The organism is Peribacillus sp. NPDC006672, from assembly GCF_050274955.1.
Taxonomy (GTDB): Bacteria; Bacillota; Bacilli; order Bacillales; family DSM-1321; genus Peribacillus.
The window spans coordinates 1-13,084 of record NZ_JBNNOR010000034.1; the positions used below are offsets into that span (position 1 = coordinate 1).

The 13,084-nt window shown below is 39.8% G+C and carries 13 protein-coding genes, 1 tRNA gene, 1 other RNA gene and 1 other annotated feature; of the genes, 4 read left to right on the forward strand and 11 right to left on the reverse strand.

The genetic code is table 11. The annotated features are described in order from the left end of the window. Nucleotides 1-352 precede the first annotated feature (352 nt). From ACQKKK_RS26025 to tadA, 7 genes are all read right to left on the reverse strand, one after another. Nucleotides 353-616: a pro-sigmaK processing inhibitor BofA family protein gene (locus tag ACQKKK_RS26025; protein WP_061440309.1), complete on the reverse strand. Its 264-nt coding sequence runs from the start codon at nt 614-616 to the stop codon at nt 353-355. A 113-nt stretch (nt 617-729) separates the two neighbouring features. Continuing rightward, nucleotides 730-948: a YaaL family protein gene (locus tag ACQKKK_RS26030; protein WP_061440308.1), complete on the reverse strand. Its 219-nt coding sequence runs from the start codon at nt 946-948 to the stop codon at nt 730-732. A 20-nt stretch (nt 949-968) separates the two neighbouring features. Then, nucleotides 969-1,565: a recombination mediator RecR gene (gene recR / locus ACQKKK_RS26035; protein WP_427619989.1), complete on the reverse strand. Its 597-nt coding sequence runs from the start codon at nt 1,563-1,565 to the stop codon at nt 969-971. Nucleotides 1,566-1,625: 60 nt separating this feature from the next. Next, complete coding sequence (locus tag ACQKKK_RS26040) at nt 1,626-1,943, reverse strand: YbaB/EbfC family nucleoid-associated protein (RefSeq protein WP_053348895.1); 318 nt, start codon at nt 1,941-1,943, stop codon at nt 1,626-1,628. A 21-nt stretch (nt 1,944-1,964) separates the two neighbouring features. Further along, complete coding sequence (gene dnaX, locus ACQKKK_RS26045) at nt 1,965-3,653, reverse strand: DNA polymerase III subunit gamma/tau (protein ID WP_427619990.1); 1,689 nt, start codon at nt 3,651-3,653, stop codon at nt 1,965-1,967. A gap of 183 nt (nt 3,654-3,836) precedes the next feature. Then, nucleotides 3,837-4,101: signal recognition particle sRNA large type (gene ffs, locus ACQKKK_RS26050), an RNA gene on the reverse strand. A 136-nt stretch (nt 4,102-4,237) separates the two neighbouring features. Beyond that, a complete protein-coding gene (gene tadA, locus ACQKKK_RS26055; RefSeq protein ID WP_427619991.1) occupies nt 4,238-4,756 on the reverse strand; it encodes a tRNA adenosine(34) deaminase TadA in 519 nt (172 codons plus the stop codon). A gap of 139 nt (nt 4,757-4,895) precedes the next feature. Between tadA and ACQKKK_RS26060 the strand changes: the two genes are divergently transcribed. The 3 genes from ACQKKK_RS26060 (at nt 4,896) to ACQKKK_RS26070 (ending at nt 6,934) form a co-directional block, all read left to right on the forward strand. Next, on the forward strand, nt 4,896-5,441 hold the full coding sequence (locus ACQKKK_RS26060; protein ID WP_427619992.1) for an isochorismatase family cysteine hydrolase: 546 nt from the start codon (nt 4,896-4,898) through the stop codon (nt 5,439-5,441). Nucleotides 5,442-5,625: 184 nt separating this feature from the next. Further along, entirely contained in the window at nt 5,626-6,285 is a 660-nt protein-coding gene (locus ACQKKK_RS26065; RefSeq protein ID WP_427619993.1) for a deoxynucleoside kinase, read from the forward strand. After that, a complete protein-coding gene (locus ACQKKK_RS26070; protein ID WP_427619994.1) occupies nt 6,263-6,934 on the forward strand; it encodes a deoxynucleoside kinase in 672 nt (223 codons plus the stop codon). The genes ACQKKK_RS26065 and ACQKKK_RS26070 overlap by 23 nt, the downstream gene beginning before the upstream one ends. Before the next feature lie 121 nt (nt 6,935-7,055). On the opposite strand, the gene ACQKKK_RS26075 is transcribed toward ACQKKK_RS26070, so the two are convergent. From ACQKKK_RS26075 to guaB, 4 genes are all read right to left on the reverse strand, one after another. After that, a tRNA-Ser gene (locus ACQKKK_RS26075) sits at nt 7,056-7,148 on the reverse strand. Nucleotides 7,149-7,286: 138 nt separating this feature from the next. Then, nucleotides 7,287-8,564 (reverse strand): serine--tRNA ligase, encoded by a 1,278-nt coding sequence (gene serS / locus ACQKKK_RS26080; protein ID WP_427619995.1) that lies wholly within the window; start codon nt 8,562-8,564, stop codon nt 7,287-7,289. Nucleotides 8,565-8,618: 54 nt separating this feature from the next. Continuing rightward, nucleotides 8,619-8,843, reverse strand: a binding site (T-box leader). Nucleotides 8,844-8,912: 69 nt separating this feature from the next. Further along, nucleotides 8,913-10,232 carry a D-alanyl-D-alanine carboxypeptidase family protein gene (locus tag ACQKKK_RS26085; RefSeq protein WP_427619996.1) on the reverse strand — a complete coding sequence of 440 codons (1,320 nt, stop codon included), beginning with the start codon at nt 10,230-10,232 and terminating at the stop codon, nt 8,913-8,915. Between the two features lie 173 nt (nt 10,233-10,405). Next, complete coding sequence (gene guaB / locus ACQKKK_RS26090) at nt 10,406-11,869, reverse strand: inosine 5'-monophosphate dehydrogenase (RefSeq protein WP_427619997.1); 1,464 nt, start codon at nt 11,867-11,869, stop codon at nt 10,406-10,408. 112 nt (nt 11,870-11,981) lie between these two features. On the opposite strand from guaB, the gene ACQKKK_RS26095 reads away from it, so the two are divergent. Further along, the gene (locus ACQKKK_RS26095; RefSeq protein WP_427619998.1) at nt 11,982-12,947 is read left to right on the forward strand and encodes a YaaC family protein; all 966 of its coding nucleotides are present in this window, start codon (nt 11,982-11,984) and stop codon (nt 12,945-12,947) included. The last annotated feature ends 137 nt before the right edge of the window (nt 12,948-13,084 follow it).

Below are 13,084 nucleotides of genomic sequence, written 5' to 3' on the forward strand. Positions count from 1 at the left end.
AATGTTTGACTTGCTCATTTTGCTTTTTTAATAGTGTGTGCTCACTTAAAATTTAACGTTGGCGCTTTGTTTTGTTCAGTTTTCAAAGAGCAATTATTCGTCGTTACTTCGTAAGCGACTTTATTATCTTATCATCAACTCATTCTAATGTCAACATTTATTTAATGTTGTTTTTTGATTGAGTATTAATGATGTCGTTATTTGCGACTCCTAATATACTATCAGGTCCTTCCTTTATCGTCAATGGTTTAATCACATATTTTTAAAAAAACCTAAATTAACAATAACATGATAAAAACCTCAAGGAGTTTTTCCATGAGGTTTTCTAGAACAACATCGACGCTAATACCTTTTAAATGACCCAATAACCAATGGCCGCCAAAGCTGCAACTCCTGGTATTCCAAGCAGGCCGGCGACTGCCGAGGTAACAGGATTGATGGGTACATGAATGCCCGCTTGATTCCCAAGTGTATTCAAAAAAAACAAAAAGGCTGCACCTATAATGATCTTTATAATCCCCTGTCCTATAAACCGGACGGGTCTTAAAGGAGCCCCGATAATGAGGAGCATTAAAATCAGGCCGCCAACTACGGCAACAAAGACAACTGGTTCCAAAATCATTCCTCCCCGCAAGCTTGTACTACACTTATATGAAGGGATCTTTGGATTAAGAACTCAAATAAAAAATGACTATGAAGAAAATGCATTCCTTCACAGCCATCTCCTAATCATCTTTTTATACGGACATTCCTTCTTTTAACTTCCCTGAATAAGTAGAAATATTTCACTTCCGCCAGTCTTGTTTGAGCGATTACTTCCTCAGATGGATCAACGCTTTTTTCAAGTAATGATTTTTGATTATGCCAATTCCATTTCAAATGTTCAAGATCTTCGATTAATGACTCATTGAATTCATTTCGAAGTTTCTTTTTTTTACGAAAGAACAAGTGAAGTCCTCCCAGCTATCTTATATTTCTCTTCTTCCTTCTATTGCTTTTGATAGCGTCACTTCATCCGCATACTCCAAATCTCCGCCAACAGGAAGTCCATGGGCAATTCGGGTCACTTTAATCCCTGATGGTCTGAGCAATCGTGAAATATACATGGCTGTTGCTTCACCTTCAATGTTAGGATTAGTAGCCAAAATGACCTCCTGCACTGTTTCATCTTGCAGGCGCTTTAATAAATCAGGAATGTTTATATCTTCCGGACCAATTCCGTCCATCGGCGAAATACTGCCATGCAGTACATGGTATAAACCATTGAACTCTCGCATCTTTTCCATAGCTATTACATCTTTCGGGTCCTGAAGCACACAAATCAAACTTCTGTCCCTCTTTTGATCTTCGCAGATATAACAGGGATCTTGATCTGTAATATGACCACAGACTGAACAATACATAAGATTCCGCTTAGCATTCACAAGTGCTTTTGCAAAATCCAAAACAGTATCTTCCTTCATGCTTAGTACATGGAAGGCTAATCGAGCAGCAGTTTTAGGCCCAATCCCCGGCAATTTCATAAAACTGTCAATGAGCTTGGAAATTGGTTCTGGATAATGCATCAAATTCCTCCTAAAAATTTCAAAAGAAACCTCCTGAAAGGAAGTTTCTTTTGAACTTGCTTAAAACATACCTGGAAGGTTCATTCCCTTAGTGAATTGTCCCATCGTTTGGTTTGTCAGTTCTTCCGCCTTTTTCAAAGCATCGTTAGTTGCAGCAAGCACTAAATCCTGAAGCATATCGATATCATCCGGATCGACAACTTCCGGTTTGATGATTACATCAACTATTTCTTTATGGCCTGTCACGATAACCGTTACCATTCCGCCGCCAGCAGTGCCTTCAATCTTTTTTTCACCTAATTCTTCTTGTGCCTCTGCCATCTTCTTTTGCATTTTTTGCATTTGTTTCATCATATTTTGCATATTACCGCCGCGCATACCCATTTTCCTTACCTCCAATTATTCTTTAATTTCAAGTAGATCATCGCCGACTAATTTTCTAGCCTCTGCTATAAAGGGGTCTTCTTCTTTTGATTCCGTTTCTTCTGGACCGTCGAACTGCTGTGTTGAAATGAAGTCCTCCCGCAACCTTTGCCACTGGCTCTCCGGAACACCAGCTATCTCCATACGGTGCCCAGTCAATTGCTGCATGATCGAGGCCATCACTTCCACGAAACGGTTATTTTCCATTGCCATTTGACAATGAATATCATATTTGAATTTTACCACAAAAGCTTCAGTTGACGCAGCAACAGGTTCTGCCTCCGTTAATAAAGCTGCTAATGACTTTTGGTTTTGCTGACCTAACTGTTCAAGCACTTCTCCCCACTTACTTTTCACAGCATTAAGATCGGGCTTTGTAGCTTGTTTCAAAACTTGATTGATCTTACCTGCAGGTGCTTTATACGCCTTTTTAATGGCCCTTTGTGCTTTCGCCTGCTCTGCAGGTTTTTCTGTCATGGCTGCCGGAATGCCATTTTTCTGCATCTCCATTAATTTCTTCTCTAAATCCTCTATTTTCTGCTGCATCTTTTGAAGCTGCCCATCATCCATTTGATTTGACCTTTGCTCATTACATAATTTCACAAGTGCCACTTCAAGGAAAATCCTTGGATGATTTGTCCATTTCATATCCTGCTGTGTTTGATTGAAGCTTTCAATAATGGAGTAAATCGATTCAGAAGAGATGACTTCTGCCAATTCTTTAAATTGGGGATCTATCAATACACGCTCGAAGGATTCTGCCAGGGCTGGTGCCGTTTGATACAAAAGCATGTCACGGAAATAATAAATCATGTCTTCTATGAACCTAGCCGGGTCTTTTCCCATAGCTAGCAATTCTTCAAGGACCTCAAGTGCCACCGCTACTTCTTTATCATATATAGCCTTTGCCAACCTGCTTAAAAATGCCTGCGAAACAGAACCGGTGACAGTCAATGCATCTTCCACGGAAACCGTCTCCGAACTGAAGGAAATCGCTTGATCAAGAAGACTTAGTGCATCTCGCATCCCGCCTTCAGCCGCCCTCGCAATGATATGCAGGGCTTGTTCATCACATGAAACACCTGTTTCTGCAATAATCTGTGACATCCTGCCAACGATATCTTGAGGCTGAATTCTTTTAAAATCAAACCTTTGGCAACGGGAGATGATCGTTAGTGGAATCTTATGAGGTTCTGTCGTCGCCAATATAAAAATTACGTGCTTCGGAGGTTCTTCCAATGTTTTTAAAAGCGCATTGAAAGCTCCTTGTGAAAGCATATGTACCTCATCAATGATATAAACTTTATATGTAACCGCGTTCGGTGCATATTTGACCTTATCACGAATGTCACGGATTTCCTCGACACCATTATTGGATGCTGCATCAATTTCTATAACATCTGATATGGAGCCATCAGTGATTCCGCGGCAAGTAGCACATTCGTTACAGGGCTCACTTGTCGGGGCATGCTCACAATTCACTGCTTTTGCTAGAATTTTGGCAGCACTTGTTTTCCCTGTCCCGCGTGGACCGGAAAATAAATAGGCATGTGAAACCTTCTGCCCGACCAAGGCATTCTGCAGCGTTTTCGTTACATGTTCTTGTCCAACTACATCAATGAATTGTTGTGGCCGCCATACCCGGTATAATGCTTGATACCCCACGGAAATCCCTCCTTTTTTTCTCCATCTTGTTTATTATACATTACTAATTTCCTTAATTTCAAAGTCTAAAAAGAAATTTCATGATTGCCTCATTGTTTTCAAAACACCAAGCAGTTTACCTTCTTGGCATAAAAAAAAAACCCACCCGATACGAATGAGTTTTTTGTTTATGTAAAATAACTGCCGTGCACCTTCTGTCGATTAGCAACCATAAGCGTTACTTAAGCAGTTAGCTCGGCCCAGGCAACCCTGCGGCACATGAGAACTTCCACTTAATGCTGCTTCCTTCCGGACCTGACATGGTTCATGGAGTCCCATTGCGCAGGACCCGGGCGTCAACACCACTTACTTAAGGCAGGCCCTACAGAATGCTAACCTCGAGAAGGAATTCAACCTCGCTAGAGCGGATTGCGAGTACAGGGCACCGCTACCTCCCCGTCTAGCACGGCAAATGTAATACCAATTTCACAGCGTCATGTCGACGCATAATTCATTATACTAAGGTAACAAAAAAAACGCAAGTGTTGTCATGGAACATTATGCTTCCATATTTATCAAATGAAGCAAAGCCGCATGTTCAACAATCATTTTCCATTTATTTTATTTTCTTCAATTACCTTGAGTGCTCTCTCTCTTTTTAAATTTTTCTTTTTATTCCTAAGCTCTTTAAAAAAAGAAGTCAATATCCAACCGCACTCTTCCCCTAATACACCGCTCGTTACTTCACATTGATGGTTGAAGCGTTCATCTCGAAGTAAATCCATAAATGTCCCTGCACATCCAGCCTTTGGATCATGCGCTCCAAAAACAACCCGCCTTACCCTCGATTGTAAAATGGCACCAGCACACATGGGACAAGGTTCCAACGTTACATATAACGTCGCATCCTCAAGGCGCCAACTGCCAGTAGCATTGCAAGCCTCATTAATCGCAAGTAGCTCTGCATGTGCCGTCGCATTCTGTTCTGTTTCCCTTAGGTTATGCCCCGTCGAAATAACTTGGTCATCTATTACGATTAAAGCGCCAATCGGCACTTCATTCAATGCCTGCGCCTTTTTAGCTTCCTTTAAGGCCAAATTCATGTAAAAAACATCATCCTTCATAAAAAAACCCCCTCATATTAAGTAGGAGTAAACAGACAAATATAAGACAAAATAAAGGTCACACTACTTATTCTAATGAATAGTAACGCAAGCGGCATACGTGCTGCAAGTAAATTCTCACAATGAAGGAGGATATACCATGAATCGACCTAAATCTCCTTCTTTCGCCTTGCTTATCATTGATATGATCAATGATTTTGATTTCAAACACGGGAATATGCTCCTTGAACATACGAAGCTTATCATCGATCCGATTTTGAAATTAAAAAAGCAAATGAAAGAAAAGGGCTTTCCAATCATTTATATCAATGACCATTATGATTTATGGCAGGCTGACTTCGATAAAATAATTGATACCTGTAAAAATGAAAGAAATGGCCCATTAATTGAAACGATAAAACCACAACAAGACGAGTTCTTTCTCATCAAGCCGAAGCATTCTGCATTTTATGGGACCGCCCTCAACACATTACTCAAACGATTAAGAGTGGAGACCCTGATCATTACTGGCATAGCCGGTAACATCTGCGTACTATTCACGGCCAACGATGCCTATATGCGGGAATATCAATTATGGATACCCGAGGATTGCATCGCTTCAGCATCAAAAGAAGATAATCATTATGCATTAAAGATGATGAACCATGTTCTTAAGGCATCCATTAAAAAGAGTGGGGACATTTAAGGTATTCAGCAGAACAAGGCATTAGCCCACCATATCCCCCGTTATACACTCTTTCATTCTCCTTTATTAGCAAACTGACAAAAATATCACTTAAGTCCTAAGTCTGTGATACAATATCTCTTGGCTGAAAAACCTAATAAACTGGGAATTTCAGCTTGATACCTCATGAAGGAGGACAGATTGGATGAAATCCACCCCATTTATCACTGTCGAAGGTCCAATCGGCGTGGGAAAAACATCACTTGCAAAAGCTGTCGCAAAGCATTTTCAATTTTCATTATTAAAGGAAATTGTAGATGAAAATCCATTTCTCGGGAAATTCTACAACAATATTGATGAGTGGAGCTTTCAAACAGAAATGTTTTTTCTATGTAACCGCTATAAACAATTGGAAGATATCGAAAAAGAATATCTTACTAATGACCAAGCCGTGGTGGCTGATTACCATATATTCAAGAACTTGATATTTGCTGAACGAACCCTAAAAAACGAACAATACAATAAATACCTTGAAATATTCAATATTTTAACACGGGATATGCCAAAACCTAATATGGTCATTTATTTAAACGCAAGTCTTGATACTCTAATCTCCCGAATCGGTAGAAGAGGCCGTGATTTCGAAAAAAATATATCCTCCATTTATTTAGAGCAATTATCCGCAGATTACCAAATATTCATGGAAACGTTTGAAAAACGGCACCCTGACATACCTGTGCTTACATTCAACGGAGATGAACTGGATTTCGTCGGCAACAAGGATGATTTGAAAACGATAATCAGCCAAATAGAGAATGCCCTGCAAAAAGGAGTAAAGTCAAATGAACTTACGAAAGAAATATAATATTCCAAACAACGCCGTCATTACGATAGCAGGGACGGTTGGCGTAGGAAAATCGACCATGACCAATGCATTAGCCGATGCCCTTCAATTCAGGACATCCTTTGAAAGGGTTGATACGAACCCCTACCTGGATAAGTTTTACGATGATTTTAATCGTTGGAGTTTCCACCTGCAAATCTATTTCCTCGCTGAACGTTTTAAAGAGCAAAAAAAAATCTTTGAATATGGCGGCGGTTTTATCCAAGACCGTTCCATTTATGAAGACACTGGAATATTTGCAAAAATGCATCATGAAAAAGGTACGATGAACGATGTCGACTACGAAACTTACACAAGCCTTTTCAACGCCATGGTAATGACGCCATACTTCCCGCACCCTGATTTACTTATCTATCTCGAAGGTTCACTGGACGATATCCTCGACCGGATCCAAGAGCGTGGCCGTCCGATGGAACAGCATACCCCAATTGAATATTGGCAGGAGATGCACGGCCGTTATGAAGAATGGATTGATCAATTTAATGCCTGTCCTGTCCTTCGATTGAATATAAATGAATATGACCTTATGCAGGATGAAGCAAGTATCGAACCTCTTATAAAACGGATTGCCGAATATATGGAGCAAACCAAGTTGTTACGAAATATGTAAAACAGAAAAACCACCGGTTATCCGGTGGTTTTTTAATATATTAGAAAACAAAAATTCCGTTACATCTCTGTAACGGAATTCATCGATATCCAATTTATGCGCTGTGGTTATTAATAAGTTATGGAGGAGGTAGAGGGATTCGAACCCCCGCGGGATTTGACTCCCCTGTCGGTTTTCAAGACCGATCCCTTCAGCCGAACTTGGGTATACCTCCGTATCAACATTTATTATAATACATTGAATTAAAATCAAAGTCAAGCACTCTAGAAAGTTTTTTTAAAATAATTTTTAAACTTAGATAAAAGGGAGAATCAGCTTCTTTTATCAGAAGCTGATTCCTTTTTTCTTTAACTTACGGTTTAATGACCTCACAACCGCGCATATATGGTCGTAATACTTCAGGAATGATAACACTGCCATCTTCCTGCTGATAATTTTCCAAAAGCGCGGCGACTGTACGGCCGATTGCCAAACCTGATCCATTTAGAGTATGGACGTGTTCCGGTTTTCCTTTTGCATCACGTCGGAAGCGGATATTGGCCCTTCTAGCCTGGAATGCTTCAAAGTTACTGCAAGAAGAAATTTCACGATACGTTCCATAACTCGGGATCCAAACCTCGATATCATACTTTTTAGCAGCAGTGAAACCAAGATCTCCGGTACACATGCTTAGTACTCGATACGGAAGACCTAGCAATTGAAGGACCTTTTCGGCATGACCCGTGAGATTTTCCAATTCCGCATAAGAATCTTCCGGCTTTACAAACTTCACTAATTCAACCTTATTGAACTGGTGCTGACGAATTAACCCGCGGGTATCACGACCGGCAGAACCTGCCTCTGAACGGAAAGAAGCGCTGTATGCTGCATAACTTATCGGCAGATCATCCATGCTCATGATTTCATCACGATGGAAATTTGTCACAGGCACTTCAGCCGTAGGAATCAAGAAGTAATCCTCACTTTCAATACGGAAGGCATCCTCCTCGAATTTAGGTAATTGACCTGTGCCAGTCATGCTTGCACGGTTCACCATATATGGAGGCAGCATTTCTTCATATCCATGTTCTTCAACATGAAGATCCAACATAAAGCTAATTAAAGCACGCTCTAACCGTGCACCTAGGCCCCTATAAAATACAAAGCGGCTTCCGGTAACTTTTGCTGCCCGTTCAAAATCCAGGATGCCTAGATCTCCAGCTACATCCCAGTGTGGTTTTGGTTCAAATTTGAATTCCGGCAATTCTCCCCATTTACGGATTTCAACATTATCGTCTTCCGTTTCACCAACTGGGACACTTTCATGCGGAATATTAGGAATGGAAAGAAGTAATGTTCCTAACCGGGCTTCCACTTCACGAAGCTCATCATCGAATCCTTTGATTTGATCTCCAACTTCACGCATTTCGACAATCAACTGGTCAGCATCCTTTTTCTCCCGTTTCAATACTGCCACTTGCTGTGAAACTTCATTCCTTTTGCTTTTCAACTTTTCTGTATCGGCAATCAAGGTTCGACGCTTCAAATCCAGCTCTTCAAATTTACCTAAATCGGTTAGATCTTCTCCTCTGAATTGCAATACACGTTTTACTTCTTCAAAATTATTTCTTACATATTTCAAATCCAACATTTTCAGTTCCTCCTTAATATTTATCTAAGAACGCAAAAAACTCCCGTCCCCTGAAGAAGGGACGAGAGTTAACCCGCGTTGCCACCCTAGTTGAAGACATATGAAAAATGTCTACCACTTATCACGATAACGGCTTTTAACCGAAAGTACTTACTGACCCAAAGGGCTTTCCATACTCTGCTCCAGGAGGGATTCACAAAATTCTTACACCGATTTCCACCAGCCACCGGCTCTCTTTAGAAAGAAATACTTGTTACTATATCCTGTCATTGCTTTCTTATATAATCAGATTGTTTTCCATAATGTACTATAATTTTATACATTACGCAACCGTTTTATACACGGAACTTAAAACCAGCCTTTAACTGTAGAAGCTACACTGCTCCATACATCACCAAAGAATCCGCCAACCGCACGCATTGATAATACGAACCAGTTTGCCTTTTCAACAGACTCAGCAGCTACGACGTTAACCTTCACTGGATCGCCGTTAATGTACCCGTAATCTTCTCCGTTTTTAGGAGTGACTGTGATGTATCCAAGCTTTTCACCTTTTTTGATTGGTGCAGTCAACTTACCATCATCATTCAATTTGTTTTTATCGATCACTAAATCTGTTTTATAGTTATCTTTCTCACCATTTTCAACAAGTAGCTCGATCGCTTTTTCAGATTGAATCTTAACGCTTTTTTCCTTACCTTTTACTACTGAAAGTGTTTCTTTCCCTTTCACTTGGTAATTGGCTGGAAGTATTTTTTCTTTTTTGAAGGTTGCATAAGCATAGTTCATCAGCTTAGTGCTATCCGCAAAACGTTCATTTTTATTAGTGGACTTCATAACCACCGTGATATAGCGTTGGCCATTCTGGATAACCGTCCCTGTATGACCATAACCGGCAAAGTCAGTAGATCCCGTCTTCAGTCCGTCTACGCCTTTATATTCAAATATCAGGCCAGGCAACATCCAGTTGAAGTTCGGATACTCTTTTCCATCACGGAACTTCAATTTAGGAATACTCGCGATTTTTAACACTTCCGGATAATCGTTTATTAGACGATAAGCAAGAAGAGCAGTATCTTTTGCTGTCATGATATTTTCTTCATCTTCTTTACCGGTAGGGTATTGCCCTAATAAATCGGAGTTATTCAAACCGCTGGCATTAACGAATTTATGGTTTTTCAAGCCTAATTTTTTTGCTCTTTCATTCATTAATTTAACAAAACTCTTTTCACTTCCGGAAACCAACTGTGCTAAAGCTACCGTTGCCGCATTTCCAGAATAGACAGCCATGGCTTGATATAGCTCTTTAACTGTATAATCTTCACCTTCTGTTAACCCAATATTTGACAAATTCGGTGCTTTTGAAAGATCATGCACGTATTTATTTATTTTAACTTTTTGATCCCAACTGATTTTCCCATTTTTAATTGACTCCATTATGATGTATTCAGTCATCATTTTTGACATGGATGCAATCCCTAATACTTCATCGGCATTTTTTTCATACACGATTTGTCCTGTTTTACCATCAATGATGATGGCTGCCTCTGCTTTTAAACCTAAATTATCAGATTCAGCAACAGCTTCCCCCGGTTGATAGGCAAATTGCGACATAACAAGAACAAAGACAAAAGTGAAAATGAGGGTAATCTTGCTGATTTTTTTCAATTTCCAATACCTCCAACTTTTAAACTAATCTCTATAACAAAGAAGAAACTTTATGTAATTACCTTGACACCTTGTATAGTTTATCACAGAAAAAATAAAAAAAATAGACAGAGTAATCGTAGACTCTGTCTATTTTAACAATAAATTTTAATGACGATTATATGTTAAATTCATTACATTGAATAATTCGGTGCTTCTTTTGTAATTTGGACATCATGAGGATGACTCTCTCTTAACCCGGCACCAGTCATTTTGACAAATTGAGAGTTTTCTCTCAAGTCTTCCAATGTGGCTGTTCCGCAATATCCCATACCTGAACGAATACCGCCAATCAGTTGGAAAATGGTATCTGAAAGAGGTCCTTTGTATGGAAGGCGCCCTTCGATGCCTTCTGGTACGAATTTCTTGTTATCTTCTTGGAAGTAACGATCCTTAGATCCCTTTTCCATGGCAGCAACAGAACCCATACCCCGATATACTTTAAAACGGCGACCTTGGAAAATTTCTGTTTCACCTGGGCTTTCAGTTACACCGGCAAGCATACTTCCAAGCATTACTGCATGTCCGCCTGCAGCTAGGGCTTTAACGATATCACCAGAGTATTTAATTCCGCCGTCAGCGATGATAGTTTTACCATATTTCCTTGCTTCTGTCGCACAATCGAAGACTGCCGTGATTTGAGGAACTCCTACACCGGCTACAACCCTTGTCGTACAGATTGACCCTGGTCCGATTCCCACTTTCACTACATCCGCTCCCGCTTCAATCAATGCTTTCGTTCCTTCAGCTGTAGCCACATTACCAGCGATGATTGTCAATTCAGGATATGCCTCGCTAATTTCCTTTACCATTTCAAGGACGCCTGCTGAATGACCGTGAGCAGTATCAAGCACAATTGCATCGACTTGGGACTTAACAAGCATTTCTACACGCTTCAATGTATCTTTAGTCACACCAACAGCAGCACCTGCAAGTAACCTTCCTTGCTTATCTTTCGCTGAGTTCGGGAACTCAATGACTTTCTCAATGTCCTTGATTGTAATAAGTCCTTTAAGAACACCATTATCGTCTACAAGGGGAAGCTTTTCAATTTTGTATTTTTGAAGAATCTTTTCTGCTTGTTCCAAGTTTGTTCCCACTGGAGCTGTGACCAGATTCTCTACAGTCATGACACTGGAAATTTTCAAGGAAAAATCGGAAATAAATCGCAAATCACGGTTCGTAATAATACCCACAAGTTTTCGATCCTCTATATTGTTGACAACAGGCACACCTGAAATGCGATATTTACCCATTAAATGCTCTGCATCAAATACTTGGTGATCTGGCGTTAAGAAAAATGGATCATTAATAACACCGCTTTCTGAACGTTTTACTTTATCCACTAGTTCAGCTTGTGCCTCAATAGACATATTTTTATGGATGATACCCAATCCGCCTTGACGAGCCATGGCAATTGCCATCTCAGCTTCTGTAACAGTATCCATTCCTGCACTGATGATAGGAAGGTTGAGCTTTAAATTTTCGGCTAAGTTGACTTGAAGGTTAACATCTTTCGGCAAAACCTCTGATTTCGCTGGAATTAATAGGACATCATCAAAGGTTAAACCTTCTTTTGCAAATTTATTTTCCCACATTATTTTCCCCTCCTGCTTAAAAATATTATTTGTAGGTTATCAATAGGACATACTACTGTCAAGAAGAGAAATAAATGTTAGATAATTCTATTAATTCAAAGGAGAGGCTGCAATGCCTGAAAACAATGATAATTTCGATAAATATACCCCTTTTTTTTCCGCATCTTCCTCACAACTTTTTTTACAAAAATGTTATATGCGTGAAAAAATAGAAGATGCAGAAATGAAAAGTTACGAAAATTGCTATCCATTTATATACCATCTTGAACATGGTAAAACATATTATAATCAGGCTGCCATAGCTCCACTTTCCATACAGCCAATCCTAATATTTTATGGATTCGCCCAGTTGTTAAAGGCCTGCCTGCTCACTATTGATCCTAACTATCCTGAATCAACTTCGTTACTTGCCCATGGGGTAACTACGAGAAAAAGAAAAAAACAACAATACGAATTTTTAAAGGACGAAGTGAAAACGCAAAAGAATGGACTTTTCACCTGCATTGCCGAGAAATTATTTCATATCAAGCATCTGGAAGGTGAAAAATTTTCTATGGGGACGCTATTGAAAGAAATACCAGATATGCAAAACTTTACATGGTCCATTTCCCAGAAAAATTTCGCCGCCCTGTCACCCTCTTCGGATGGTTTTCAACTACCCACAGCCATATTGGATAGCTATCAAATGTCTAGCAGTCGATTGGAAGAATTTTTAAAATCCAAAACGAATCAAGTTTTCAGTATTTCAGAAGCTCCTGGGACACTGACTTTAAAAACAGATAGCGTATTTATTCATAATGCTTCTTCTCCAATACGATATAACATGGCAGAAGGACAGTTCATGCTATCACTCAATAAAGATTCGGCAGCTTTTTCGTTACCTGAACTTTTAATCCATTATTTGATTTCTTATAACCTTAGTATAATAGCTCGTTATGAAACAGAATGGTGGGCAGAGCTGATGAAAACAATGCCTAATGATGATTACCCTTGCATTGTGCAATTCCTTAAAATAAGCCAAGTTAAGATGCCCTTTTTAATATTGGAATGGATTAAGTCCAAAAGGTTCAACTTTTGATCCTTTTAACTACCAAAGGTGGATGATCTGTCCTGGAACACGAAAAAAGACCAGCCGGATGGCTGATCTTGTAAATGGCTTGGCGGCGTCCTACTCTCACAGGGGGAAACCCCCAACTACCATCGGCGCTGAAGAGC